The organism is Phaeobacter cretensis, from assembly GCF_047372505.1.
Taxonomy (GTDB): Bacteria; Pseudomonadota; Alphaproteobacteria; order Rhodobacterales; family Rhodobacteraceae; genus Phaeobacter; species Phaeobacter cretensis.
In genome coordinates, this window is sequence record NZ_JBKBEU010000001.1 from 203,260 (window position 1) to 229,190 (window position 25,931).

At 53.4% G+C, this 25,931-nt stretch carries 28 protein-coding genes and 1 pseudogene; 17 read left to right on the plus strand and 12 right to left on the minus strand.

The features are described from left to right. Nucleotides 1-22: 22 nt before the first annotated feature. Nucleotides 23-430 (minus strand): GNAT family N-acetyltransferase, encoded by a 408-nt coding sequence (locus ACEWZM_RS00950; RefSeq protein WP_414004658.1) that lies wholly within the window; start codon nt 428-430, stop codon nt 23-25. Nucleotides 431-682: 252 nt separating this feature from the next. Here ACEWZM_RS00950 and ACEWZM_RS00955 point away from each other — a divergent pair, with 252 nt between their 5' ends. Further along, a complete protein-coding gene (locus ACEWZM_RS00955) occupies nt 683-1,099 on the plus strand; it encodes a GFA family protein (RefSeq protein ID WP_414004659.1) in 417 nt (138 codons plus the stop codon). A gap of 432 nt (nt 1,100-1,531) precedes the next feature. On the opposite strand, the gene ACEWZM_RS00960 is transcribed toward ACEWZM_RS00955, so the two are convergent. The 3 genes and pseudogenes from ACEWZM_RS00960 to ACEWZM_RS00970 all read right to left on the minus strand — a co-directional run bounded on the left by ACEWZM_RS00960 (nt 1,532) and on the right by ACEWZM_RS00970 (nt 5,203). After that, complete coding sequence (locus ACEWZM_RS00960) at nt 1,532-2,797, minus strand: FCSD flavin-binding domain-containing protein (protein ID WP_414004660.1); 1,266 nt, start codon at nt 2,795-2,797, stop codon at nt 1,532-1,534. Nucleotides 2,798-2,821: 24 nt separating this feature from the next. After that, on the minus strand, nt 2,822-3,508 hold the full coding sequence (locus tag ACEWZM_RS00965; protein WP_414004661.1) for a c-type cytochrome: 687 nt from the start codon (nt 3,506-3,508) through the stop codon (nt 2,822-2,824). A gap of 620 nt (nt 3,509-4,128) precedes the next feature. Further along, nucleotides 4,129-5,203, minus strand: a pseudogene (locus ACEWZM_RS00970) (IS3 family transposase). 238 nt (nt 5,204-5,441) lie between these two features. Between ACEWZM_RS00970 and ACEWZM_RS00975 the strand changes: the two are divergent. After that, nucleotides 5,442-5,687 carry a hypothetical protein gene (locus tag ACEWZM_RS00975; RefSeq protein WP_414004662.1) on the plus strand — a complete coding sequence of 82 codons (246 nt, stop codon included), beginning with the start codon at nt 5,442-5,444 and terminating at the stop codon, nt 5,685-5,687. Here ACEWZM_RS00975 and ACEWZM_RS00980 read toward each other — a convergent pair whose 3' ends face one another. Further along, a complete protein-coding gene (locus ACEWZM_RS00980; protein ID WP_414004663.1) occupies nt 5,688-5,861 on the minus strand; it encodes a hypothetical protein in 174 nt (57 codons plus the stop codon). 28 nt (nt 5,862-5,889) lie between these two features. On the opposite strand from ACEWZM_RS00980, the gene ACEWZM_RS00985 reads away from it, so the two are divergent. Beyond that, entirely contained in the window at nt 5,890-6,111 is a 222-nt protein-coding gene (locus tag ACEWZM_RS00985; RefSeq protein WP_414004664.1) for an adenylate/guanylate cyclase domain-containing protein, read from the plus strand. Nucleotides 6,112-6,694: 583 nt separating this feature from the next. Here ACEWZM_RS00985 and ACEWZM_RS00990 read toward each other — a convergent pair. Then, entirely contained in the window at nt 6,695-7,555 is an 861-nt protein-coding gene (locus ACEWZM_RS00990) for a LysR family transcriptional regulator (protein ID WP_414004665.1), read from the minus strand. 112 nt (nt 7,556-7,667) lie between these two features. Between ACEWZM_RS00990 and ACEWZM_RS00995 the strand changes: the two genes are divergently transcribed. The 7 genes from ACEWZM_RS00995 to ACEWZM_RS01025 all read left to right on the plus strand — a co-directional run bounded on the left by ACEWZM_RS00995 (nt 7,668) and on the right by ACEWZM_RS01025 (nt 12,118). After that, a complete protein-coding gene (locus ACEWZM_RS00995) occupies nt 7,668-8,585 on the plus strand; it encodes an MBL fold metallo-hydrolase (RefSeq protein ID WP_414004666.1) in 918 nt (305 codons plus the stop codon). Nucleotides 8,586-9,124: 539 nt separating this feature from the next. After that, nucleotides 9,125-9,373, plus strand: coding sequence for a hypothetical protein (locus tag ACEWZM_RS01000; protein ID WP_414004667.1), 249 nt, complete (start codon nt 9,125-9,127; stop codon nt 9,371-9,373). Between the two features lie 33 nt (nt 9,374-9,406). Beyond that, entirely contained in the window at nt 9,407-9,739 is a 333-nt protein-coding gene (locus tag ACEWZM_RS01005) for an ArsR/SmtB family transcription factor (protein ID WP_414004668.1), read from the plus strand. Then, nucleotides 9,736-10,164, plus strand: coding sequence for an SRPBCC family protein (locus ACEWZM_RS01010; protein WP_414004669.1), 429 nt, complete (start codon nt 9,736-9,738; stop codon nt 10,162-10,164). The genes ACEWZM_RS01005 and ACEWZM_RS01010 overlap by 4 nt, the downstream gene beginning before the upstream one ends. A gap of 11 nt (nt 10,165-10,175) precedes the next feature. Further along, nucleotides 10,176-10,553 carry a DUF1761 domain-containing protein gene (locus tag ACEWZM_RS01015; RefSeq protein WP_414004670.1) on the plus strand — a complete coding sequence of 126 codons (378 nt, stop codon included), beginning with the start codon at nt 10,176-10,178 and terminating at the stop codon, nt 10,551-10,553. A 286-nt stretch (nt 10,554-10,839) separates the two neighbouring features. Then, nucleotides 10,840-11,100 (plus strand): helix-turn-helix domain-containing protein, encoded by a 261-nt coding sequence (locus ACEWZM_RS01020; protein WP_414004671.1) that lies wholly within the window; start codon nt 10,840-10,842, stop codon nt 11,098-11,100. A gap of 313 nt (nt 11,101-11,413) precedes the next feature. Then, nucleotides 11,414-12,118: a helix-turn-helix domain-containing protein gene (locus ACEWZM_RS01025; RefSeq protein WP_414004672.1), complete on the plus strand. Its 705-nt coding sequence runs from the start codon at nt 11,414-11,416 to the stop codon at nt 12,116-12,118. On the opposite strand, the gene ACEWZM_RS01030 is transcribed toward ACEWZM_RS01025, so the two are convergent. Continuing rightward, on the minus strand, nt 12,089-12,757 hold the full coding sequence (locus ACEWZM_RS01030) for a hypothetical protein (protein WP_414004673.1): 669 nt from the start codon (nt 12,755-12,757) through the stop codon (nt 12,089-12,091). The two genes, ACEWZM_RS01025 and ACEWZM_RS01030, sit on opposite strands and share 30 nt — an antisense overlap. 1,012 nt (nt 12,758-13,769) lie before the next feature. On the opposite strand from ACEWZM_RS01030, the gene ACEWZM_RS01035 reads away from it, so the two are divergent. Then, entirely contained in the window at nt 13,770-13,982 is a 213-nt protein-coding gene (locus tag ACEWZM_RS01035; protein ID WP_414004674.1) for an AAA family ATPase, read from the plus strand. Nucleotides 13,983-14,952: 970 nt separating this feature from the next. Next, complete coding sequence (locus tag ACEWZM_RS01040; protein WP_414004675.1) at nt 14,953-15,966, plus strand: endonuclease/exonuclease/phosphatase family protein; 1,014 nt, start codon at nt 14,953-14,955, stop codon at nt 15,964-15,966. Nucleotides 15,967-16,254: 288 nt separating this feature from the next. On the opposite strand, the gene ACEWZM_RS01045 is transcribed toward ACEWZM_RS01040, so the two are convergent. Continuing rightward, nucleotides 16,255-16,548, minus strand: a complete 294-nt coding sequence (locus ACEWZM_RS01045) for a hypothetical protein (protein ID WP_414004676.1) — start codon at nt 16,546-16,548, stop codon at nt 16,255-16,257. A 340-nt stretch (nt 16,549-16,888) separates the two neighbouring features. On the opposite strand from ACEWZM_RS01045, the gene ACEWZM_RS01050 reads away from it, so the two are divergent. Next, nucleotides 16,889-17,965, plus strand: a complete 1,077-nt coding sequence (locus tag ACEWZM_RS01050; RefSeq protein WP_414004677.1) for a serine hydrolase domain-containing protein — start codon at nt 16,889-16,891, stop codon at nt 17,963-17,965. Nucleotides 17,966-18,284: 319 nt separating this feature from the next. Beyond that, complete coding sequence (locus ACEWZM_RS01055) at nt 18,285-18,530, plus strand: hypothetical protein (protein ID WP_414004678.1); 246 nt, start codon at nt 18,285-18,287, stop codon at nt 18,528-18,530. Between the two features lie 102 nt (nt 18,531-18,632). Here ACEWZM_RS01055 and ACEWZM_RS01060 read toward each other — a convergent pair whose 3' ends face one another. Together ACEWZM_RS01060 and ACEWZM_RS01065 are read right to left on the minus strand one after the other, a co-directional pair. Next, a complete protein-coding gene (locus tag ACEWZM_RS01060; protein WP_414004679.1) occupies nt 18,633-19,121 on the minus strand; it encodes a P-loop nucleotide/nucleoside kinase family protein in 489 nt (162 codons plus the stop codon). 13 nt (nt 19,122-19,134) lie between these two features. Next, nucleotides 19,135-20,118 (minus strand): AraC family transcriptional regulator, encoded by a 984-nt coding sequence (locus tag ACEWZM_RS01065; protein ID WP_414004680.1) that lies wholly within the window; start codon nt 20,116-20,118, stop codon nt 19,135-19,137. A 149-nt stretch (nt 20,119-20,267) separates the two neighbouring features. Between ACEWZM_RS01065 and ACEWZM_RS01070 the strand changes: the two genes are divergently transcribed. Next, the gene (locus ACEWZM_RS01070) at nt 20,268-21,095 is read left to right on the plus strand and encodes an NAD(P)H-binding protein (RefSeq protein ID WP_414004681.1); all 828 of its coding nucleotides are present in this window, start codon (nt 20,268-20,270) and stop codon (nt 21,093-21,095) included. 27 nt (nt 21,096-21,122) lie between these two features. Continuing rightward, entirely contained in the window at nt 21,123-21,542 is a 420-nt protein-coding gene (locus tag ACEWZM_RS01075; RefSeq protein ID WP_414004682.1) for a DUF4345 domain-containing protein, read from the plus strand. 211 nt (nt 21,543-21,753) lie between these two features. Here the strand turns inward: ACEWZM_RS01075 and ACEWZM_RS01080 are convergent, their stop codons facing one another. Then, nucleotides 21,754-24,315, minus strand: a complete 2,562-nt coding sequence (locus ACEWZM_RS01080) for a hybrid sensor histidine kinase/response regulator (RefSeq protein ID WP_414004683.1) — start codon at nt 24,313-24,315, stop codon at nt 21,754-21,756. 74 nt (nt 24,316-24,389) lie between these two features. Beyond that, entirely contained in the window at nt 24,390-24,914 is a 525-nt protein-coding gene (locus tag ACEWZM_RS01085) for a putative pterin-binding protein (protein ID WP_414004684.1), read from the minus strand. Between the two features lie 337 nt (nt 24,915-25,251). Between ACEWZM_RS01085 and ACEWZM_RS01090 the strand changes: the two genes are divergently transcribed. Then, nucleotides 25,252-25,866 carry a response regulator transcription factor gene (locus tag ACEWZM_RS01090; RefSeq protein ID WP_414004685.1) on the plus strand — a complete coding sequence of 205 codons (615 nt, stop codon included), beginning with the start codon at nt 25,252-25,254 and terminating at the stop codon, nt 25,864-25,866. Nucleotides 25,867-25,931: the final 65 nt, after the last annotated feature.

Consider the following 25,931-nt stretch of genomic DNA (forward strand, 5'->3'; position numbering starts at 1 on the left):
GAGCGGACTCAGCTGCCGTTCGCTACTTCAGTCTGAACAGTACCTCGCGTTCGCCAGACATGTTGAGATCATCTGTAAAGCCGATTTCTCTGGCATCGCAGCTTTTCAGCAGGTTTCGCATGGGTATGTTGGATGCCTCGGTAGAGGTGTAAAGCCGAAGCCATTGTGCGGCCAGCCTAGCACCCTCGACTAGGTCGCGACCTATGCCCTGCCTCCGCGATGAGGGGGCCACACAGACAATCGAGAGAAGCGGCCACCCCATAAACTCGGAATGAGCGACCTTGGCGTAGCCAACTACCGCACTTTCCAGCGTCGCGACCAAGAGGCTGCCCTGCTGCATGTCGATCCGTCGATCACCCATAAACTCGTCAAAACCCTTGAGCGCGGGATAATCACTAATGTCACAAGGTCTGATTGTTGATGCGGTCACGTGCGCCCTCCGCAAGTGACTATCAGGCCTAAAAACACGCAATGCAACGACAGCTTGGGGCTCACTGCCGCCGTTGGCCGCGCCAGCGTACCAAACCGGGACTGAAACCAGAGGTCAAGGTCGGCTGAGCGGGACAAAACACCATTTCGCTGCGACTGTTCCAATGGCCGCTCTTCCAACATAGTTTCATAAGAACATAAGGCTGTTGCGAAATTGGTTCTCCTACCTAAAATGATCTCAGGAGGAATGCTTATGTTGCCAGAACAGTTCACCGGTGGATGCGCGTGTGGAGCAGTCCGATACACGTCCAAAGGTGTTGCCCGCTACATGGGGAATTGCCATTGTCGTGATTGCCAGCAGGCTACTGGAAGCGCTTATTTTCCAGCGGTTCTAGTGAAGCAGGCGGATTTCAAGGTCGAAAAAGGAGAGCCAAAATGGTTCGAGCGCCAAGCTGATAGCGGCCATGCTATGCTTCGTGGCTTCTGCTCTGAATGTGGATCACCGCTGTTTCTGATCAACAAGGCAAGTGATGGCGCGATGATCCTGTTTGCGGGTAGTTTGGATGATCCGAGCTGGTACGCACCAAGCCGTGACATTTACGTCAAGAGCGCTCAGCCTTGGGATCAAATGGATCCCAATCTCCCAAAAGCAGATGGAATGCCCACCTGATTGTCCCATGTTGGCTGCTTTTCGGTATCAGTCGTAAGCCGACATTCCCGTATGGCGCAGCATTGTTCAAAGAGGGCTCAAAGCCGGCTTGCGGCGGCGCAGCTTCCTGGGCGCGTCTGGACGGTTGGCTGAGCATTGCCAGGTGGCCGGAGGCAGCCCGAAGAAGACACTCGCACTGCTTGCGGCGATCCCTTCGTCGTTAGGCGGGACGGCCTGCTGCCCTTGACTGACAGCTTTGCCGGACTTCGCGCCAATTCACTACGGCTGAATCCACGACGGTTTTGGCACACTACAAAAGCCCGTCTTGTTGATTTTCACATCCATTTGATTGATATCTCAGCGCTTTAGTCGTTGGATCGAAATCAAAATCTGTTGGCGCTTATTTCCCTGAGTTGGATCGGGGCCGGTCCTGAGACCAGCCCCGCGAATTAATCAGCCAAACATGTCTGCGGTTATACCGGCATACCAGCCCTCGGATTCCTCGTAGGTCGCCTTTCGGACTTCGGCGCTCTCTCCGGTTTGAGAAATGAAACCGTCAACTTTTGCGATTTTTTCCTCAGTTGCCTCATAGGTTGCCCCTACTTTGACCCCATTGTCGGTGTCGATCAGCGACCAACATGTATTGGAGAATTTGGCCGGAAAGACCTTTGAACCGGTCAGAGCACCCCGAACAGCGTTTGCACAGACCTTGGCCTGGCTGTTGGCCGAAAACCCTGATTTGGGCATGTCGCCTTGTTGGCTGGAATCGCCAAGGACATAGATATCTGCGTCCACTTTGCTGCCCATGTCCGCGGCATTGACTGGCGCCCAATTCCCGTCAGTCACACCCGCTGAATGTGCAATCTGACCCGCTTTCATTGCCGGGATAACATTGCAGACGTCCACGTTCGTGACTTCGCCATCAATTGTAAGCGTCATTGCGCTGGGGTCTACCGAAACCTCTCCGCCACCAAAGTCCGATCCGATCCAGTCAATCATGCCGTCGTAGTGGTCTGCCCAACCCTCTTGAAACAAGGCCATCTTAGAGAATTTCTCTTTCGGATCAGCGATGATAATCTTTGCCGTCGGATTGTTGGCCTTTAACAGATGCGCCACCATAGAGACCCGCTCATACGGACCAGGCGGGCAGCGATATGGGTTGGGCGGCGCGACCATTGCAAAGGTGCCTCCCGCAGGCATGGCCATGATCTGAGACTTCAAAAGCTCGGTCTGTGATCCCGCCTTATACGCATGCGGCATAGCGTTCTGAGCGCTCATGTCCCACCCTTCTACCGCGCCATCAACAAAGTCGATGCCGGGACTAAGGATCAGCTTGTCATAAGGGACAGAGCCGCCGCCAGCCAGTGAAACGGTCTTGGCGTCGCGATCAACCCCAACGGCCCAGTCATGCAGGACGTTCACGCCAGTGGATGCCAAAGTGCCATAAGTGTGGCCAATGTCATCGATGTTGCGGAAACCACCGATATAGAGGTTGGAGAAAAAGCAGGTGTAATATGCCCGGCTGGGCTCGATGAGTGTGACGTTAATTTCGCCCGCGCTGTCCTTGGCTATATAACGTGCGGCTGTAGCGCCTCCCGCGCCGCCACCTACGACCACGACGTTTGGTTTTCCGTGACCAGCCGCAAATACCATTGGCGCCGACATAGTTGCAGTCGCCACAGTGGCCGTGCCCAAAAAGGTACGTCTATCTAGTTTCATTTGGTCTTCCTCCCTTAGGTTTTTTTATTCAAGTTTACTGAAATACTCCGCAAGGGCCGCGATTTCGTCGTCTGATAAGCGTCCCGCCATCATTTGCATCACTGGATGCGGGCGCAGTTTGCGTTTGTAAGCATGCATTGCGATCACAAAGTCCTCTTGGGGCCATTGGGTGATCGCCGGGATGCCATCGTTGCTACCATCAACTTGATGGCAGGTGGTGCATTCGGTCGATAGATATTCGCCGTACTGCGGGTCGCCCTGTAGCGCCAGAATTTCAGGATCAAGGCCGTGATCGATTGCCTGTGCCGTTGGCTCGGCCTCTGGAATATTGGCGGGGTCATCGGAAAAAGTTCTTAGATATGCCAAGAGATCATCGCGGTCTTCGGCGGCTGGCAAGCCTCTGAAATTCATTCGGGACCGGGACACCAGCGATTTTGGGTTCTCCAAGAACGCGTCCAGCGTTTCTCGGGTCCAAACGAGGCCGTCAGTCCCGGCACGATCCATCGATTCAGAATATCTGAAACCCTCGACTGATCCAGCCAATCGACCAAAGACACCGTTCATATGCGGGCCTATCCGATTTACCGCACCATCACCGATTTGGTGGCAGGCCGAACATTTTCGAAAGACCTTGGCACCGTTTTCAGGGTCGCCGATTTCGTCTGCCCAGGCTCCAGCAGCGGGAAATGTGAGGATCAAACCAAGGGCCATTGATCCCGCCCAATTCGAATAGGACTGTTCGTTTTCGGCTGTTGCAATCGGCACGGCTGACCTATCGGTGGTTCTTCAAATATTCATATTAGTGAATATAGATACTAAGTCAACAATCGGCTTCATTGGCGATATCATAAATAATAATCTATATATGATCGATCGCCTGCGGGCTTGGTCACTCAAAGGAAATGACGTCTCGATCATCGGCCATTCGACCGAAAATACCGTTAGGTATTTCCGCGCAAAACCCACTGTAGCACATAAGATGAATCCCAGTGCCTTTGGAGACATTGGATTTGCAGCCGACATTCATGCGCATCGCAGTATCAGTCACTCTGGCCTCAAAGCCTACTTGCGGCGGCGCAGGCGCGCGCCTGGATGGCTGACAAAGCATTACAGTTAGTCACAGCCAGCCCAAAGCAGACACTTGCACTACACGCAACAATCCCGATGCTGCAGGCCCGGACCTCTGGCGGCTTCGACCGGCGGCTGTGCAGACTTAGCCACCGTTGAGTACAGCTAATCCAAAGACTACGTCTTGACTGTCCGTTGTCAGAGTTTTTGGAACCAATGGCTGCCTAATCTAAGAGAGGGTTTGGCTCATCTGGTTGGTTTGATTATGCGGCGTGCTGGCGGTGATGCAAGCGTCGCGCTTCGAGTGTCTTTCGTTTGATCCTTTCGCGTTGCCTTAGAATGGCTTTGTTGCGTCCGAAGTAGACGTCAGCGGGTGTGACGTTGTTGATGCTCTCGTGATAGCGCTGGTGGTTGTAGTGATCGACGAAGGCTTCGATCTGAGCTTCGAGGTCACCTGGCAGGAAATAGTTTTCCAGCAAGATGCGGTTCTTTAAGGTCTGGTGCCAGCGTTCGATCTTGCCCTGTGTTTGCGGATGATATGGCGCACCGCGAGAGTGCTTCATGCCTTTGTCCAGCAACCATTCCGCCAGATCCCCTGAGACGTAACTTGAGCCGTTGTCACTGAGCAGACGTGGCTTGTGAACGACGTGAACTTGGTCGCATCCAGATGCCTGCAATGCGAGGTCCAGCGTATAGGTAACGTCTTCAGTCCGCATGTTGGTGCAGAGCTTCCAGGAGACGATGTAGCGGCTGTAATCGTCGAGGACCGTACTGAGATAGAACCAGCCCCAGCCGAGAACCTTGATGTAGGTGAAGTCGGTCTGCCAAAGTTGGTTGATCCCAGTCGTCTTGTCTTTGAACTCGTTCGCTGCCTTGAGAACGATGAACGCCGGGCTGGTGATCAGATCATGCGCCTTCAGCACACGATACACTGTAGATTCTGACACGAAGTAGCGTTCCTGATCTGTGAACGTCACCGCGAGCTCACGCGGTGACAGTTCCGTTTCCTGCAGGGCGAAGTCGACAACCTTGCGCTTCACTTCGTCAGGCACGCGGTTCCAGACGTGCTTTGGCTTAGGAGATTGATCCTGCAACCCGGCCTCGCTGCAGGTATCGATCGTACCAACGATAGAACGTGGTGCGGGGGATGCCCTGCGATATACCCTCACAACGACACAACTCAGCGATGCTGTCCTCGCCGCGCAGGCCATCCAGCACGATCCGGATCTTCTCTTCGGATGAAGAGTGCCTGCCGGTCGCCCGTTTGATATCTTTGACGATCTTCTCGCCAGGGCTCTTCGTTGCCTTTCTCTTCGTCCACTCCTCAGTGGTTACGATGAGCAACAAACACTCTCTTAGCAAATGACCCTATTTGGACCCATAAGTGCTGACGTCAGACAGTTTTCGACACCGAGGAAACACCAGAGGGCACACAGGCGCCTTACGACGTCGGCCTATTTGACGACTCGGCCAAACAGCTTGATATGCTGGATCTGATTTGATGGATAAGGTGCCCTGCCCCCCCTCTTTCGAGGCGGAACGGGTGCAGGGCGATTGCCACGAAAGGAACGAGGCCTTGACCAATTACACGGAAATCACTGCCGAGGAAAGGTTTACCGCGCTCGACCAGATGGCAACCCAACTGTTCGGAACCGCCCGCTGGAAAACTGAATTCGCCAATCGCTATGATTTGACCCGGCAGGCAGTTGGTGAATGGAGCCGCAAGGGCGCACCGGTCTGGGCGTGCGTGGCGCTGGCCGATGCTCTGGCCGCGCAAAACTGGCAGCGGGTCCGCGACGTTGTGAACGCCGAGACGGAGTAGTCACCGCCCGGAGCGGCGCCGGTTCTCCAGCCTGAAACGCTTTTGCCGCGGGCCTTGCTTTCCCCGGCTTTCGGCCACCACGCGGCGGGTGTAGGTGGGCAGGTCACGCGGCCTCAACACCAGATCAAACCCCAGTGAATTCGCCCACTCGATCAGGATCTGTGCGTTAGGCACCTTCGACAAGTTTCCTGGAGATGGGCTGATGAACACGTTCGGAACGCCAGAACAAGGGTCGCGTGATGCAACTGACGCGCTTGCAGTAGCCGTTGATATTTCAAAGTTCTTTGAAGGCTGGAAGGAAAAGCAAGCAGCTCCCGACATGAGGAACGTTGGAATCGGCGTTGGTGTTCATTCTGGCCCCGTAGTAGTTGGTGACATTGGCACCCAAGACCGATTGGAATTCGCTGTCATGGGGATGCGGTAAACATCGCGAGCGGGCCGAAATAGAGTACCCGACAGACAGAATTTAGCATCCTTATGAGCACTGCTCTGATGATCGTCGCTGAAAGTGAAAACTCTGAGGGCTTTGATACTCTCAAGTCATACTTCAAAGAGCTGGCTCCCTTGCAGCTTCGCGGCCGGATTGGAGACACACCAGTTTATGGCGCAATAAACCGGGCACAACTTAAGAAAGTAGCTTTCGCAATGGACCATAGTGGACATCGCCGACATTGGTGCAAGGTGCAGCCTATAGTAGGCTGGCCCTCAAAACTGCCTTACGGTGGCGCGGGCTACGGATCACGAGCTTGAATAGTTGGCAGGGCCTCCGCTGGTGGATGCATGACAGCCATAGCGGACCAGGTGCACTCCCCGCGACAATACCTATGCTGCAAGTGCGTACACTCAAGTCAGTTTCCCGGACGCAGCCGTACAAGAGGAAGTCACTACCCCAGCTGATGCTGCGCGGGCCATCAGCGACGGAGGTACGCAGAAAACCGACTTTGCAAAGTCATTGGACTCTTCGGCAAGGCCTTGGAACTATACCGTCGGCACAGTGATCAATGCAGTCACTCACCGCGTTGATCATCGACCAGATGATCAACGAAAGCCCTAATCCGTTGCGGCAGCAAACGCTTGCTCGGCATTACAAGATACATTGGCAAATCTGGCAGGTTAAACGTGTCATCCAGGGCCAGCAGAGCACCCGACTGCAATTCGCTCTTACAAACAGTATGTCCAAGAAGAGCAACACCGCGCGACTGCATGGCCATCGCCTTGCACAGCTCTTTGTTTGTTGTTCGCACCGCTGGGCAGAGCGTGCCATAAACGGCACTCCCAAGCGTAGCCGCCTGTTGGAGGGGGTCAAAAAGCACCAAGCCTTTTAGTTGACCTTGCAACAGGCGTTCGCGGTGTTCTGAAAAAAAATCCGGGCTCACAAACAGGCCCAGTTGCTCAGACGTGAACTTTCGACAAATCAGGTTTTCTGCGCCAGGCGCACGCCCCCGCAACGCGATATCAATGTTGTCCTCGACAAAATCCAACACGTCATCTGTCATCAGGATATCGATCGTCACGGCTGGGTGCCGATCCGTAAACCGGGTCAAAACATCGGCCAAGTACGACGTTGGGAAATCGATCGGCGCGGTGAGGCGGATGTGGCCGCTCAGCACTTCGCCGCCTACGCCCCTTGGTTCGAGGCTCGAAAGAATCTCAAAAACTTCGGTATAGACCTCGAAAAAATGCTGGCCATCGCTTGTCAACGCAACTTTCCGGGTTGTTCGGCGAAACAGTGTAGTGCCGATACGCTCCTCCATCGCCTTGATACGAGCGCTTACCGTCGAGGTAGGTAGCGACATGCGTCGGCTGGCGGCAGCAAAGCTGCCAGTGCGAGCGACCTCTAGGAATGTATCGATCTGTTGCAAATTCATATTATCCAACTTTCATGGCCAAACTGAGCAACTTAATCTTATTTAACTGCATAATTTTGATGGCTACACCGGTCTACGAGGAAGTTTCAAGCAACCTAGGAAAGGATCGGACATGGATCGTCGATCATTTATGAAACATAGCGCGGGTATCGCTGCCGTTGGCGGTCTCGCCTCTGCCGTGCATGCCACAACCACGCCGGCACACGAAGTCACACCAGCTGTCAAAGTCACTTGGCTTGGGGCCTCTAGCCTGCAGATCGAGTTCAATGGTTATACGTTGTTGGCCGATCCGTGTTTCGGAGAGGGCGAGAACGCCTTTGTCATGGGCGATCCCAACGAGATGTTTGATCTCGCAAAGGGGCCGAATATCAAAACACACGCACGCAATACGCCGTTGCGTCGAACGAAACTGCGCCCGCCGAATTCTGTCATTCTTAGCCATGCGCACGAAGACCATTTCGACCAGGCCGCCGCGCGTGAACTGGCGCATGATATCCCGATTATATTACCGCCCTTTGATGTCGCAAAGATCGCGGGTTTTGGGTTCACCGGACTTGACCCTATAGACTGGAACGAGACGCGCAAAATTGCCGCAGGCAGTGGAAACATTGAGATCACAGCGCTGCCTGCCTTTCATTCGGAAACGCCCCAAATCGCTGAAATTCTTGGCAAAGGAAACGGATATTGGATCACCTTCTCTATCGGGGACTGGTCGCGGTCGATCTATTGGACAGGCGATACATTTGGAACCCAGCAGGTGACTGACACGACTACGGCAATGGGCCGCCCGGACCTGATGATTGCGCATGTGGGCGGCGTGGGAACCACCGGCGCACTTGGCAAGATCAGCATGGACGCGGATGATCTCCTACCATTTGTGGCGACCATCCAGCCCAAGCAAATCCTTCCAGTACACCACACGACCTACGATCTCTTCCTTGAGCCCATCGCCGACCTCATGGCGCACAACACGGATGGGGCACTACCGCTGGATGTCCTCGCGAGCGGCTCCTCGTTACTATTGGACTGATCCTTCATGCACTGACAGCTGAGGTCGAAGTCGAATGGATCGACTTGGGCTCATATACCTTCACGGCACAGGACTCCAGGCAAGGTGATTTACGGGCATTCAGGCCTTTGGCTGTCAATCACAGGACAAAGGCATGAACGTATGTTTTGTCGACGGCTCATGTAAACAAGTGGATCCGGCCTCAATGTTTCGTGGGGCACGTTCTAACTCACGTTTCAGACCTCAATAATCGATCTGGTCGTCTTGCGGCCGCCTGAGGTAGTTCTGTCGACGGTCCAGGCTAGCGATCAGAGGGCCACATCGCAGCCAGGCAGCTTAGAGCCCAGAGCGACGAAGCTGCATTCTGCTTAAACGCCCGGTGTGTGAAGTTGGCAGACGCTAGTAAAAATCTGTTCGCTAGTTTGAAGTTACCTCATCGTTGCTGCGTGGCTCCCATGTCGTTTCGATATAGTCAAACATACTGAGCGTGATTTTCGCGCTTGACGTGTAACCTGTAGGTAACATATATCTCTCCGTAACCGATTGAGAAGGGTATACTGATGAATTCACCTGAATATAATGGCGACTGCGCTCTCGCGGGCGCGATCAAAAAGGGCCAGGGCGAGCTGCCCAAAGGCCGTGAGGACATCAGCGTTGTATTGGATGGTAAGACTTATCTGTTCACAAACGGAGTGGCCCGAATGATCTGGCGTTTCACCTATGCGCCCTCAGGAAAATTAGGCCGCTGGATTTTGTTGACCGTCGTGATTGGCGCTTTGATCTGGTCTGCACGACAGGTTTTGTCTTAGGTGTTGAGCTGAGACAATCTAGCGGGGCGACCGGTGACTTATCGAAATCAAGGCATTTACAGTGTTATCGCAGACCCCCACCGTCGGCAGATTATTGATATGCTCGCTAGAGGCGATAAGAGTGCAGGTGAGATTGCTCAACAATTCGAGATATCGCGTCCCGCCATTGTCAAGCATCTGCGCGTCCTGGAAGAACATGGATTGGTCGAGATTCAACAAGTTGGGCGTGAACGCAAACACCACCTGACGCCAACGCCGCTCCGTGAAGTACATGATTGGTTGAATCGCTACGAAACTTTCTGGAAGGGCCGCCTTCAAAGCCTCAAGCACATTGTTGAATCTAAGTCATCGGATCGCGAGGAATGACCCATGTCCACGAAAATATTCAAATTCATGCTGTGATTGATGATGTCTGGCCCTACTTCACCGACAGCACAAAGATCGCAGAATGGCTAATGCCGAATACTTTTCAAATGCAGGAGGGTGCGGCGTTCACGATGGATTGTCCGCCTGGCATTGGGTCCGGAGATCCAGTCGAATGTGAGATACGCGAGATATCGCCGCCAAAAAACGGCGCGGCGCGGTTGATCTATTCTTGGGTGATATCAGAGCCACGAGCGGAAACCGTGTTGGAAATTAACCTGCGTCAGGTGAATGAGACAACCCATGTGGATATCGTGCATTCCGGCTGGCCCAAGGGAGAAGACGATCTTCGGACGCGCCATGAAATGGGCTGGGCGCATTTGCTGGATGTACGCTTGCGTGGATGTTTTGAAACGCCTTCATCATAGATAGGAAAACAATGGATATTGCACTTATGAATTGGGCAGCAGTGGCCGTCGGAACAATTGCAGCGTTTGGTCTTGGCATGATTTGGTTTAGCCCGAAGATGTTTGGTACGGCTTGGGCTGCCGGTAGCCACAGTATAAAAGCACCTGCGTCTCCCCCAATATTGGCAATGATCATTCAGTTTGTCGGCACTGCCTTGTTAGCGTTAGTGGTAGGAATAACAGAAACCGACCAAGCGATCATGACAGCCATCGGCGCGATCTTTGCTGTGGCCTTGTTCGTTGCAGGAATGGATTTGTTTAGCCAAAAATCAAGCAAAGCAACCTTGATAGATGCTGGTTACATCGTGGCGGCGGGCGTCTTGATGATCCTTGCACAGGGATTGCTTTAGCACCCCGGATATGGGCAAAGCGGCTATTCAATTGGAGTGTTCTGAGGGACACTTTGTCCGCTTAGCTGCCGGTCGAACCCGACAGAGGGCTGCGCTTGCAGCATAGCGAAAGCTCCGGGCTGTACAAATGTCTGCTTTGGACTGCGATCACAACATTGTCTCGAATTTGATCCACATATCCGGTTGAAAAATTCCGTTTCGCTACGAAAAATCAGCTCTTTTGAGTTTACGCAAAATACGCGGATTGTTTAGTGATTTTGTTACTCAAATCAGATAACGTATCGACATGTTAGAAGATCAACAGGACAGCATTGCCGCAGTCTCCGCCCGTCTTAAGCATGTCCGCGAGTCGCTGGGTTTCGACAAACGAGGATTTGCTGAAGGTGCAAACATGTCCGAACAAGCCTACGGAGCATTTGAAAACGGCAAGCGTGAGCTTTCTCTGCAAGCCGCAAAAAAGCTCCGCAAGCGGTACCGTTTATCGCTGGAATTTCTATATTACGGAATAACTGACGACTTGCCGACACGGATATCTAAGTATCTGTAACGGCGATCATGTGGGCTCTCGATGTTAAGATTACGAGAGTTCGGTGGTCTAAGCCCTCAGTAAATTCATCCCAGAAATCAAGGGGGCGCCCAGAGATTCGTTGCGCCTCCTCCAAAAAAGATTGTCGACGATTCTCGCAGCTTGACACCATATCGTCCCACGCTTCGCGCGCCTCGGTGTTATCTCGTAGTTTCAATCTCGAGTCAGCCTTTTGGTCGAACAATCACACGCCCTGATTGTTGACCTCAATGCGAACATATGTCAACTAATGAACTAAATATACACATATGTATATTTTTAGGGAGAAGGTCACATGCTCGGGCAGCGTATCAAGGAGGCTTGCAAACTATCCGGCATGAAACTCAAACAGGCCTGCGACAGGTCGGGCATCAGCTATGGCACGCTCTACAATCAGATAAAGAACGAGCGTGAGATCCCGTTTTCGTCGATCTCCAAGCTTGCAGCTACACTGGGCCTGCCCCTCTCATTCTTTGAAGAATCCCGCCCCATAGCTCAGGAAATTCAGCCAGGTGCAGATCGCTGGCAGATTGCTGAGCACGTCAACGTCGATCGAGCCGCTTGTTCACGCGCGGGGTTTTCGGTAACGACGGATCACGTTCTTGACTGGTACCAGAAAGAGGGAGCGCAGCTTAAGAACTGGGAGTGGCTGGGAGATCAAATTGATCTCTATAAACCGCTTGAGGCCACCGACAGCATCATGCACCCCCTTCAAATAGGGAAGCGCAGCACGACGGCAGAACGATTGATGCTAGGTGGAAACAGAGATTTCTACCACGTGGTTGGGTCTTTCGACAAACGTGTGATTGATAGGGCGATGCAATCGCACAAGGCTCTCCAAGATGTGCCTTACATCGTCACTGATGAAGAGCTTGATGTCACAGTAAAGGGTCAAAAGGTCCTTGGCGGCTACCGTAAAGTATCAATGAGGTTGACCGACCCCGATAGAGGGCCGGTCACAGCTATTTTCTCAAAGCTCACCTGGCTTCACGCTACCTAACACATGAAAGAAATGCGCCGGATTAGTGGCTAAGACCATGTGATCGTTAGCCAAGCCTTCGGGCACAGGATCTGACCAGTGAATAGCATTCCTCAAGCGCCAGTGAAAACCATAGTCATCAGCAAGCCTGCGATGCCTGTATGCAATGATGGTGTACATCCAATCAAACTCCCATCTCAAAGCAGATGTGAGCTTTGCATATTGAGCAAAATCACCCAGTAGCCTGACACTGCCCTTTTGATCTGCTGCGAACTCGATCCCACCAAAATAGATCATCCTTCCACTCATCTCATCAATTAAAGGTTGCGCCACATTGGACACAACTTTTGACGCCCGTTCATACCGAGAACTCGCCAGGCCAGACATGTAGCTTCCAAAATCACCGCGTCCCAATTCAATGAGTTTCGCAGAAATACACGCGATGCTCCTTCCCTCCTTTTGAAGGAACAACCAGAACGCCTTACCATCTCCCAGCTCCTTTTCACTCACACTTGACATCGGATGGACCTTCTCCTTTCCAACCTGTTCAAACAGTGGTGAGAGCGCCGAATGATCTGTTTCGATGTAAGGATATAGGCCTTTTTCCCTCATGCGCGCCCCAATCGCACTCAAATGCGCCGTGATGTTTGCGTTTTGCATCGTTCTCTCCTTAGGTTGAATTGACGCCGCTGCCGAAAGCTGCGGTCGCCTCTAAGGATTCTCTCTTTTTGGTTGTTAAGTCACATCCCGGCCGTATCCGGTAACCTCTGGCAATCTGATGCTACTCATATTGAAGAGTAGTTTTTTATGATTACTCATATTGAGTACCATCAAGCATTCTGAATGCGAAAGTTAGGTCAACATTGGTGAGACAATCCGCCAAGCTACGAGAGCTAGGATCACAGTAAACTGTCGTTGTCGTACCCCCGCACATTTATTGCGATGCCTTTCACAACTGGATCGGTACCAGATCGCGGCTATGCATGTGGCTCAGGCACCGACAGCTAACTATTTTCAGATCGGGCTGAAGACCTTGCAGTACAACACGCCGCCCAAATTCCTGATCCAAGTCAATAAGAGTTCAATTCAGCAACCCGTGGTAACATCCGCAATGCAAGTCGTGCGGCTCTTGCCTATTTATGGATATTACAAGATTTGTTCATCTTCTTAGATTGCCTTTGTGGAAGCCAAACCTATGCCCGCTATGCGCTTGTGGATATAAGTTCGGCCACCGGGTCTATTGCCCGAAGGTGGCCAAAGGCAGCGAATGTACATGTGTTTGGTTGTACCGTACTTTGAACATTTGTGGCGATATATGCACCGAATACTTCCCACCAACGACCTATACAATGCCACCGTCAAGGTCGTTAACACAGCGGCGACAGCGCGCAGCACATCGCAGCGCAACCATTTGACTACCGCGGGCCGCGTCTAACAGGTTGTGGAACAGCTTTCCTGGGTACGCTCTAACTTTTGGCGTAAATGCGGGCATGACGCAATTCGCCACAGGAACAAATGACGAACAATCTGAAGATAGACCACATGCCGTAAAGCACATCTTCTTGCTTGTGAATATGCACTAATTCACATTTTCACTGCATCGACATGGATCAAGTTCGCGCCAATCAATTCGGAGGGGAACCTTTGAGCTAAAAACCTGTCATCCCCACAGATGGCAAAAACCTTCTTCTATTTCGTTATCCGTTTAGGAAATCAATATTTTGACCTTACCAAAGAGGTCGCCGTGACAGATGATGCTATCACAAGTTTGGATCCCGGCTCCGCCTACCAAGCCTTCGCCTACCCAAAAAACGCTGTTAATAATGCCAAACCGATCTTTCTACTAACCCACAATTTCGAATTCTTGAAACTACTTCGGAACTGATTTTAGTATACTCAAAGTCCAAAAAAATGGAAATCCTACTTACTGGTATCTGCATTGCTCGATGACGCATAGAGCGCTCAGATAGACTGAAGCCGGGCCTCTTGATAAAAATTCCGCAAAACAATAACCAGTTTGCTTACCTTTTGACGGCACTTATGAAGTTTGAGTTATATGAGGGTATTCAGGCGGCTAGCCCGGTCTCAAACATAATCAGGAAGGTACTTGAAACGTTCCCAGTATGACATTCAACGAGTTTAAATTTTATATTAATCTTAAAATCTCGTCTCGAAGTGTATAAAATACAGCGCTCTATAAATTTTCAAACGATCTGTCGCATCCTACATTTTCAGGGAATACCCCTGCCCCTTCCGGGAAAACCCAGACAGATTAAATACCTGCTAGAAATGAAAAGGAAGGTAATGCGAGTTCGTTTCAAAGCGCTGACCGAAAATATAGTTTCTCTAGAAAACGCATGATTGCCGCTTCGGAAACAAAATGATGATTGACACGGTACCGTCATATATTTGCGAAATATCTATTACCGAGGCGAAGACAAGCCCAAGATAAAAATCCAGTGTCGAAAGATTGATAGTGAAATTTAGTTAACCGAGCAACTAGCTGGCCCAATACTGTCTGACTCCAGGCGGCTTTCAATGCTGAGCCGTCCAAACAAGAGGCGCAAGCTATAACTTCACAGAGACGGCGAATTTCTCGTACAACGAGCCGTTCTGCGGACTGGCGAATGACTGGTTAATCGAGGGTATGGGCCACCTTATCTAGCAAAAGGTGGCGGCAAGCCTGCTTCGGCCAATGCCACGTAGCTAACGAACCTCTGCTTCCGAAAAACTCAACACGGCAAAAGGACTGCGATGAGTTTTACTTGAAAACAAACGCGAGATTGGTCAGACATTTCAATAGACCTTAAGCTAGAACTCATTGCCCCTGATCCTATTTACAAGGAACCATACTCATGTTGCGAATTGCGACCTACAATCTTGAAAATCTCGACGAGGACCGATTCAATGATAACGGCGAGTTAATCCGCCCGGGCTTTGCCGAACGTGCCCCGGTTCTTCGCGCCGCTTTGGAGCGTCTTCGCGCAGACATCATCTGTTTACAGGAGGTTCACGGCCAGGAAACCGAAGGAGAGCCGCGCCAACTGCTCACCCTTCAACAGCTAGTCGCACCGACCCGCTACGCAGACTATAAAACTGTATCAACAATGCTCAAAGACGGTAGCGAGGTGTATGATAAGCGCAATCTAGTCGTGCTGGTCCGCCCGGATATCGAAGTCATCGACCAACGCCAAATTAACGGGGAGGTCGTAGGGCACCCCCATTACAAACGCCAGATCGCGGGCGACGAGACTCCCAAACCCCAGACTTGGGAACGGCCTCTCCAGCATGTAACGCTTCGACTACCCACGGGCCAGACGCTACACGTGCTTAACGCGCATTTTAAGTCCAAGCTGGCTGTTCGCCACGGCCCCTCGATGGAGGATCGCTTCACCTGGAAAAGTGCCGCTGCCTGGGCCGAGGGCTTCTTCGTGTCTTCGCTTAAACGGGTTGGGGCCGCGCTCGAAGCCCGCGCCGTTGTCGATCAGATATTCGATAATGATGCCGATGCCGCCGTCATTCTCGCCGGAGATTTCAACGCTCTCCCAGACGAGGTTCCTGTGATGGCTCTGCGCGGCAGGGTTGAGGAAACCGGAAACGCTGACTTAACCAACCGGGTACTACTTCCACTCGAAAACAATATCCCTGAAGACAAACGTTTTACCCTCATCCACCACGGTAAGGGCGAGATGATCGACCACATTCTCGGCTCACGTCGGATGGTAGAGTGCTTTATGCATTCCGAAGTGCACAACGAGGGGCTCCAAGACGAAAGCATCGCTTTTGCCACGGATCGAAAGTTCCCTGCCTCTGATCATGCCCCGATGGTTGTTCAGTTCGACGATCATTTAATGCCGCCAGTTGGCTAACATCGGATATGCGGCTCTTTTTGGCGATCCACTAGATGGCGAGCAATTAATCGTTGCCTTCGCGTAGAGTTTCGACTTCTGCCTCGCGTCCACTCCGGGCGCGACCGGTCAAACTCCTCAATGACGATGACGACCGTTGCCTCGCCTATTACCTTTTTCAGGACATCCATCAGAATGGCACGAGGCGGGTACTCGGTTGTCCCGGCGTCGGCATTCACCTTATCTGACCTACAACCTTGGACATTATCGTCCAATTGATAAAAAGATGAGGCGGTAGGCCTCAATGTTCTAATCGCTCGGATACCCCGAACTGGCAGCGCTCTTGGCTTTGGTTGATCTGGATAAAAAACCCGCGCCCTTAAAATAGCAGCAAATTGAGCTAAAGATAACGTCTCTAATATCGACCGAATTCTCTTCAGCCCAACTTTGGGCATCGGCAAAAATAATATTGGAATCGGTATATTTATTGATATTATATTTCGTCTCCCCCCGCGGCTCTTTCAGAACTTCCCCGTTCTGATCCGCAAAAACATCGTCATCGTGTTCGGGTTTCCTTGTAATAATCTCTCGAACCAGATTCATGAGCGCGATCTTGCCTCCGCGCCACGGCGAGTTGATCCCGATGATTTGTCAATAGAATTGTTTGCCCGAACTTAATGTCGGCAATTCATCGGGCAAGATACGATAGCGCGCCCTGAACTCGTAAGGATACAGATCTTCTAGAATGACTAAACTCGTATCAAATTGCTGCGCGGCGAAAACCATCCATTCTATTGCCAGCAGTTGAGACTGTCCTGTGCGTCTTGCTTAAGGTCGTCGCTAAAACTAGGCTCGGTCTCGCTGGGTATTGCTTCGGACCAGCAATATCTCGAGCCTAGCAGGCCAAAAGTCTCGAAGCGTATCGGCCAACGTGAGGCTGCGTATGTCTGAAGCTCGTCCATCGTTATTCGCCGCAACGTTTTCGCTGTTGATGTGTCTCTATGGCTCGTCCGTCTGGGGACAATCCATGGAAGAAAAACTCAGTGCTGCAATCCACGCCAACGAGATTGCCGGGCTTCATGCGACCGTTGTCATGCTGGATGGTGGGCGCATTTCCGAGGCCTATTTTGCAGGCGAAGATGAACGTTGGGGCATGCCAATCGGGATCGTTGATCATGGCCCGGAGACATTGCACGATGTCAGATCAGTCACCAAGTCAGTCGTAGGCCTGCTCTATGGTATTGCACTCGCCGATGGTCTGGTCCCACCGCTCGACACTCCATTGTTGGATCTGTTCCCCGAATACTCCGATTTGCGTGATGGCACGGCCCGTGAAGCCATCACAGTGCAGGACGCGCTTACAATGCAGATGGGGACGCAGTGGGATGAGAGTCTGCCCTACTCAAACCCGCGGAACAGTGAAATTGCGATGGAGATGGCATCTGACCGATATCGTTTCGTGCTGGATCGGCCAATGGTCTCTGAACCCGGAAAAATCTGGACATACAACGGTGGTGCTGTGGCCTTAATCGGTAAGCTCATCGCTGATGGTACCAAAATGGAGATAGACCAATTTGCTGAGGCGCGGCTTTTTCATACATTGGGCATCACCAACTATGAATGGGTTAGAGGCGGCGATGGGGTTCCGTCTGCGGCCTCCGGGCTGCGGCTAACCGCTCGTGACCTCGCCGCCATTGGAGTGATGGTGTCCCAAGACGGCAAGTATGACGGGCGCCAGATCGTACCGGCCGCATGGCTGGAGGCCTCCTTTCGGCCGGAAGCGAACATCATAGACGGATTCAACTATGGCCTACTCTGGTATGTCGCGAGCGGCCCAAGTGGCGATCCGATCCTCATAGCACAGGGCAATGGCGGGCAGCGCCTCACGATCCAGCCAAAAGCGCGCTTTGTCGTGGCCACATTCGCAGGAAACTACAACCAACCGGGCGCTTGGGAAATGCCGCTCCAGGTGTTGCTAGACTATGCTGTGCCAGAAGCAGGCAGGCACCAGTCCGAGTAGACAGTACTCTGCCAGCGTCCACTCAATATCTGTGCCATCGCACGATGTTCTGGGTTCGGAATGCGGGAAAACCCTGACGTGCTTTGCTTTTTGGGTTTTGCCCTTGCAGCATCATAGATGCCAATCGTGCGCATCCCATGGGGCAAACATCAATCCCCTAGACTACCACCCTCTAGAAGTTGCGCTTCGCCAACGCAACATTCGCTTTGCAAAAAGACCGTAACCTCCCAGAGGCGTCGATACCGCGGGATACACTGGAGTGTACGTCCGCGGCGCTCCTGAACGATGAGCCCGGCTTTGATCAGGCTATTGACGTGATGTGTCATCGAAGAGTTCGGGATGCCTAAGGGCATGTCGCTGGGGCGGTTATGGCGCTGATCATTGGCAGCGCTGGTGCAAGCCTGACCATGTCATCCTGCTGCGGTCGATCTTCAAGATGCAGATGATCGCTGCGTTTCTTGTGGTGATTATCTCCATGGCGATGCGGGCAGGCTTTGTCTACGCTCTGACACCACCGGGCGACAACGTCACAATCCAAGTGCAGGGCATGATCCCCGCTGAATAAGCTGAATAACCCGCGCAAACATAACGGGGCCATCTGACACAGGTGGCCCCTGATGCCGCCTAGATGAGGGCCGCATCGCTGCTAATCGACGTCAGTGCAAGTTTACAAATCACTTGGGCTATGCACGACCAGATTGAAGCCTTCGTCATCGGTGGGCGCTGCGAAATGTTTCGAGAACTGCCAGAACTGCTCTTCGGTCACCGAAAAAGGATGGTCTCCGGCTGCATTGCGAAGTCTAAGGCGTGCAAGGCACTCCTCGTCCGATGTATTCAGCACATGCAATTGATGCGCTGTTTTGGCTACTGTGACGATACCCCGCATCCAGACGCGTTGTTCAACTGTATTCGCAGGAAAATCCAAGACGACGGTGGTTCCGGCATTCAACAACGCCACAAGATGCGGCACCATGATGCTGCGTAACTTGCCTGCACAGCGCATGTAGTCCGCACCGTTTTTCATCTCATCCGCAAATAGTGCACCCAGCCAGTCGTCCTCAGAGATAAGAACGCCATCCTCGCGAACCAATTGCTTCGCCAGCGTGGATTTGCCAGACGCGATCTTACCGCAAAGCATATGCAGCGTCGGTTCCATTCCTGTCACTCTATCAAAACGCGATATCGCGTGAGGCCCGCCGCGCCTGCCCCGGTGTTGTGCCGAACACCCGTTTAAAGGCACGATTGAATGCAGGCTCGGATTGATAACCAAGATCAGCGGCGATGGTGGCGATAGACTGGGTGCTCTCTCGCAATGTACGCCGGGCAAGGTTCATGCGCCATTCAGCAAGATACTGCATCGCAGGGGTGCCTACGAGGTTGGTGAACCTCGCAGCAAAGGCTGAGCGGGACATGCTCGCCACCCGCGCCAGTGCCTCAACTGACCAGTCTGCCGCAGGATCGCGATGGACGGCCACAATAGCCCGCCCGATCTGTGGGTCACGCGCGGCTTTCAGCCAGCCTCGATCAGCATCGGGAGATCTGATCAGCCAGCGCCGGATCGCCTCAATCACAACGACGTCGGCAAGCCGCGTGATGACAGTTTCGCCACCAGGACGCAGCTCGCGCGCCTCTCTCGCTATGAATTGCAATGTGCCCTGTAACCAGCTTCCCGCATCCTCTTCCCACGGGTCGACCTTCAACACATCCGGCAGCAGAGCCATCAGCATCGGGCTTGAGGCATGATCAAGCCGGGCAAGACCGTACATGATGCTACAGGCCTCACCGCCACCACCGAACTCTACTGTCTCGTACAGTTCTGTCACCTTACGGATCGGCAGCTCTTCAAGCGTCAACAATGGGGCGTCCGGATCACTGTAAAGACTGATCGGCACGCCGTTGGTGATCAGCACGAGATCGCCTTTCTGTATTTCAAAAGCTGCAGTCTCTCCGGCCTTCATCCACGCCCGGCCGCCAATCACGACGGCAAAGCTCATCACTTCGGGAAACCCCGGAATGGCGATGCCCCACGGTGCGCTGAGCCGTGACTGGCAATAGAACGTACCCGTCAATTTGAGCAGATGCAGGATCTCTCCCAAGGGATCCCCGATGGGCTGTGCGAGACGTGAGGGGTTCGGAACATGTGGCTCTGTCATAAGCAGACTGTGCATCGACGAAGACAGAACGTCCAGATGATCTGGACGATCAGGCAATTTTTTCGGACGTAGAGGAATGGTTCATCTACTCATCTTGAGAGAAAACGGGGCATCGAACCAACAATCTGCCCAACTCAAGGATTTTCCCCATGACTATCCAACCTATCCTCGTCCTTGGCGCCACCGGTAAAACCGGCGCGCGTATCGCAAATCTGCTCGATGCAAAGGGCCTGCCAGTGCGTCAGGGTTCCCGCAGTGCCGCTATTCCTTTCGATTGGAACACGCCCGACACTTGGGCCCCGGTTCTTGCGGGCGTTTCTGCGGTCTATATCTCGTACTACCCGGACATTGCCGTGCCGGGGGCAGTTGAAACAGTTGCGGCCTTCACCGATCAGGCGCGCGTTGCAGGTGTTCGCAAAATTGTCCTGCTCACCGGACGCGGTGAATACCACGCACAACGCGCCGAGGAGGTGATCCGAACCTCGGGGCTGCCCTATACCATCGTCCGTGCGGCATGGTTTGCGCAGAACTTCTCCGAAGGGGCGTTACATGCGCCGGTAATGGCAGGGGTCCTCCCAATGCCAGGCGGCGATGTGCTTGAACCCATCGTAGACGTAGATGACATCGCCGATGTTGCGGTCGCCGCCCTGACTGAAACGAACCATGATAGTGAAACCTATGAAGTCACCGGACCGCGCCTTATGACGTTTGAACATATGGCTGAGGTTCTATCCGCAGCAACCGGACAGAAAATCACGCATATGCCGATTTCTTTCGAGGACTTCCACGCCGCCCTCCTCGCTTCACAGGGCGAGATGATCGCTGATGTGCTTACCGATATCGCTCGAGAGACCTTGGATGGCCGCAATGCGCGGATCGCTGATGGGGTTCAGCGCGCCCTTGGCCGCCCGCCACGCGATTTCACCACTTTTGCCACAAACGCCGTCAGCTCCGGGGCCTGGGAAACCGCAGTCTGATTTGCCCATAATCAAAAGGAAATTACGATGTCTTTCTATCAGAAATTCACCCTTAGCGCTGCGGGCCTCACGGCCTGCAGCATCGGCCTCGCCATCACTTTCGCAACTCATGGCTTCTATGCGGGCTACGGTATTGACCTAGGCGAAAACCGAGCACTCCTGAGCGAGTTACGCGCGCCCGGTGCAAACCTCGCCATCCTTGGTGCGGTTATCTTTACCGGTGTTCTGCGGCCCGGTTTGGCGCGTCTTTCGGCGGCGCTAGGCACTTTGGTCTTCTTCGCCTATGCCTCCGGCCGCATCGTCGGAATCGTACTCGACGGATGGCCGGGTGAAAGCATCCTGGTGGCACTTGCAATAGAGCTCATCGTCGGTTCGCTGTGTCTGTTCGAACTACAACGGCAGAACCGACCCTTTCGAGGCAGCAAGATTTCTGGACACGTCTCCTAAAGTTCTGAAAGCAAATCTGGTTTTGGCCAGTTGTTCCAATCAAGAGTTGGTGGCGGGTCTCGCAGCCCGTCCCTCAATACCTGCGAGCAGGGACAACTCCACGACCGTCTCTTGGGCAGACGTCTAGGATTCGCTTCGGAACGTATTGTAGGAATATCAAAACCTTATGAACGTTGTTACAGCGCAGGTCACAACATGCGCAATCTTCACACTAGCCTGAAGCGTTGTCTGGCAGCTGTCGGGTAATCTCATCATTTGCACGATCCCAGCACATCGTCAGCCCAGCAAGTGCAGGCACGCCATCGCCTTCTGAATGCTCAACCTCAAGCAACGCGGCCCTGAGATCAGCAAAACCAAGCACGGCCGCTGATCCGGCCAGGCGATGCGCCTCATCACGCAGGGGTTGGCGCAATTTTTGCTCGGCTCCCAGATCATCGAGGAGCTGTTGCATCTCAGTAAGATAGCCACGCAAGAACTGTGCCCCTCGCTCTGCTCCAAGGGCATGTAAAAACTGCGATATATCAGACACTTCCTCGTCTGCAGCCATGCCACCATCTGAGTGTTGCGCTGGTTCTGTCGCTACCAACCCACTGCGATCAGCGCGCGCGCGGCGGGCAATCACATCCGAAAGCGCAGCTTTGCTAACCGGTTTGGTCACCACCTCTGCCAATCCCGCGAGACACATTTCGGCGTGGTCGCGGGCCGCAACGTGGGCTGTGAGCGCAACGATATCGACACCCTCCGCGAGTTTCTGTTCACGGATGCGACGAGTTGCCTCCATCCCATCCACCTCCGGCATACTGATGTCCATAAAGATGAGATCAAATTGCCCCTGCCGCGCGGCCTCGACCCCTTCGGCGCCGCCAGGAGCAAGCACGACCTCATGGCCTAGGCTGATCAGCATTCGCTCAACCAAAACCTGGTTGATTTCGTTGTCTTCGACCACGAGGATCCGCGCAGCGCCAACACCTTGCGAAGGGGTTCCCGGCAACTCCCCAATCGGCCCCGTTTTGCCAATAGACTGGGTGGCTTCAGCTAGCATAGATTGCTTTGCTTGTGTCGAGACACCGGCATGAGAGGCAGGCAAAGGCAGAGCTATCGTGAATAGGCTGCCCTCACCGAGCTCGCTCTCACAGGTAATTTCACCGCCCATAGAAACGATGATGCGGCGGGTGATCGCTAGACCCAACCCGGTGCCTTCGCTGCTGCGCGCATAGCTGGAATCAAGGCGAATGAAATCTTCAAAAATCCGTTCTAAGTCGTGCTCTGCGATGCCGGCACCGGTGTCGGCGACGCAGATTTCGACCATATCGCTGTCCTTCTGCCGCATGACATCGATTGACACCGCCCCGTCAGCTGTGAATTGAAGCGCATTTTTAACAAGATTTATCAGCACCTTCTGCAAGGCGATAGGGCGTCCTAAAACCTCATCTGACGCGCCAAGGCTACAGTGTAGGCTCAATTCGTTGTGGGTCTGGCGGGCCAAGGGCTGGTGGGTTTCGACAACTTCACGCACAAGGTCAGCTAGGTGGAAAATGCGCTGCTGCTCATGATCTGTTCCGGTCTCCAGCTGCGACATCTGAAGGACATCATTGACGTGGGACATCAGTCGGTCGCTTGAGTCCCGCATGACGGAAAGGTATTCGTGCTGCTCCGTCGTCAAGGTCGTGCCATCCAGCAATTCAACCGCGCCCAGCACCCCGGTGAGAGGCGTGCGCATCTCATGGCTCATAACAGTCAGCAGATCCGCTTTAGCCCGTTCGCCGGCAAGCGCCTCATCACGCGCCTTCAATAGCTCCTCTTCGGCAGCTATCCTGTCTGAAATGTCACGCAGGTAGCTAACAAAGACGGTCTCTTCGGGTGTTTCACTGACATTGACCGATAGTTCAACTGGGAAAATCTCGCCGGATTTTCGCTGCGCCTCCAGCTGCACACGACCCTTTCCGATAACCCTGGCATCTCCGCCAGACAGGTAGTCCAACATTCCCTGAGCATGTGCTACCCTTAGGTGCTCTGGCACGATAAGCTCTGCCATCTCGGCACCGGTGGCTTCGGCGCGGGAATACCCAAAAATCGTCTCCGCCGCGCCGTTGAATTCCTGAATACGCCCATCATCGCCGACGACCAGGATCGCATCGAGGGACGAGGTGATCATGGCACGCATCCGGGCAACCGCATGGCGCGTCCGTTCGGCAAGGCGTTTGCCGCGCTGATAGAGACGCCCCATCATTAGCGCCGTCAGCCCTAACGCCACACAAAGCGCCAGAACAACCCAGGCCAAGCGCGACAGAATACCAAAGAGGTTGAGGCGTTTTCCCTCCGTCACACGCGCATGTTCGGTAAGACCTGCCAGCGCTAGTATGCGCAGATCACTTCGGTTCTCCTGTAGAATTTCGGTGACCTTCGGCAGGCCAAACAACAAGGCCTCATCCGGGCCGTCTATGTAGGTAATCAACGTATCTATGCGCTGCATCACCCGTCGCAGGGTCTCGGCATTTTCAGGGACTTCACGTACCGAAGCGAAAGCTTGGCTTTCACGGATAGTGGCCACACGGCTGTACAGAATATCAAATTCGCGCCGAACCTGTGACAGCTCTTGACCGGTGTGTGCGGACAGCACCGCGTTTTCTAATTTCAGCTGCTCAATCTCTGCCTGTGACAGTGTCCATTGCAGGCTGTCATTGGCCGCAGTGGAGAGGCCGTCCAGACGTTCCAGAACTTCACGGCCAAGCCGAACGGACTGAACCGCGAGCAAGGTAAGAACCAAGCTCACGGTGATCAGAACGCTGTGCGACAGCAGAGGGTTTTCCCTGGACCGCACCTAGAGAGGGCCTTTGTCGTGGTAGATCATTGACCTATCGTAATCTCCTCAAGCTGCCAAATACTACGAGAATAAACCGCTTCCGTTCGATAAGTCGGATCACTGTCATAGGGATAGACGATCCACAACGGCCCCTTGTCACGTACGGACATCGTCGATCCGTTGCGTTCGTAAGCGACCATCGGGCCGCCATTGGTCGCATCGGTGACAGGAATTTCCACCGCGTAGTCATTAATGGCACGTGCAACAACAACGCCGGTTTGCCGCTGCTCCACGCCGACATAGGTCAAGAGTGCCGCCAGGCTGACGCCCGTGAAGGCCTGTTCCCCAGACGTCCAGATGGTGCGTGTATCGAACTGTGCAACTGGCAGGGTCCTTAATTCTTCCATGGAGAATTCGTGGCGCTGCATATCGCTGCCATCTGTAGATTTGACCGCGACTATCAGCACAGCCTCGTCCGATTGTGCGGCCTGCGCTGCGTTAGGCGAAAGGTTGCAAATCAGTGTGACGGCTGCAACAAGTGCCGCGATGTGGAGGTGCCAGTTTTTCATAGCTTTATCCCTTTTCCGAAGCTTTGAGCATGATCAGATAAATTACCCCGCTGCCATGCTCATCAAATATTCTGCTCCCAGACTGTCACAAATCGCGTCATCGGGCAGTTGTTCCTGCGGATAGGTTGCTATTCTTTGGTATAGTATTCGTAACCAGCGTCGACTTTTTTTGCCAAAAGCCATCGATTTTACGCGCGAATACGTTATCTTAAGTACAAGATTAGGGAGAGTTTTACATAGTTTAAACAGTCAGCACCCACTCCCAGGCCCATTGATATTTCATAAACCAATTTGGGGTTATAATCCGGGTTTAGGTCGGCACTTAGTAGGAGCTTACATGCGTATTCTTTTGGCGGACGATCACGACATGGTTCGCGAAACAATCTCGGCTTATCTGAAGTCAGAGGGCGGCGCGGCGGTTACCTCAACCGTTGACCTGCCCGGTGCGCTGAGCGAACTGGAACAGAACGGTCCCTATGACCTGGTTCTATTGGACTACAATATGCCGGGCATGCAGGGGCTCGACGGCCTCAATACCGCGTTGAAAGCCAACGGTGGCAAGGGCGTTGCAATTATTTCAGGCAGTGCACCCACTCGCACCGCACAGGAAGCTTTAGACGCCGGAGCAATCGGTTTCATTCCCAAAACCATGGGCGCGCAATCGCTGTTGAATGCTGTGCGTTTCATGAGCGCGGGTGAAATCTATGTTCCCGTTGAGCTGATGCGCAAAGAGGCTGAGGCCCCGGTCCATCCACTGGCTGAAAAACTGAGCCCCCGTGAGCTTGAAGTTCTGGACGGCTTGTGCCGTGGCTTGTCAAACAAGGAAATCGCGCGCGAGCTGGAATTGCAAGAGGTGACGATCAAGTTGCATGTGCGCACGCTCTGCCGCAAACTTGAGGCCAAGAACCGAACCCAAGCAGCGCTGACGGCCAAAGAAGCCGGTCTGTTCTAAAACCGCCTGCTGATTTACATCACAATTTCGACCGCCCGCGCACCCAACATAGTTGAGTGCGCGTT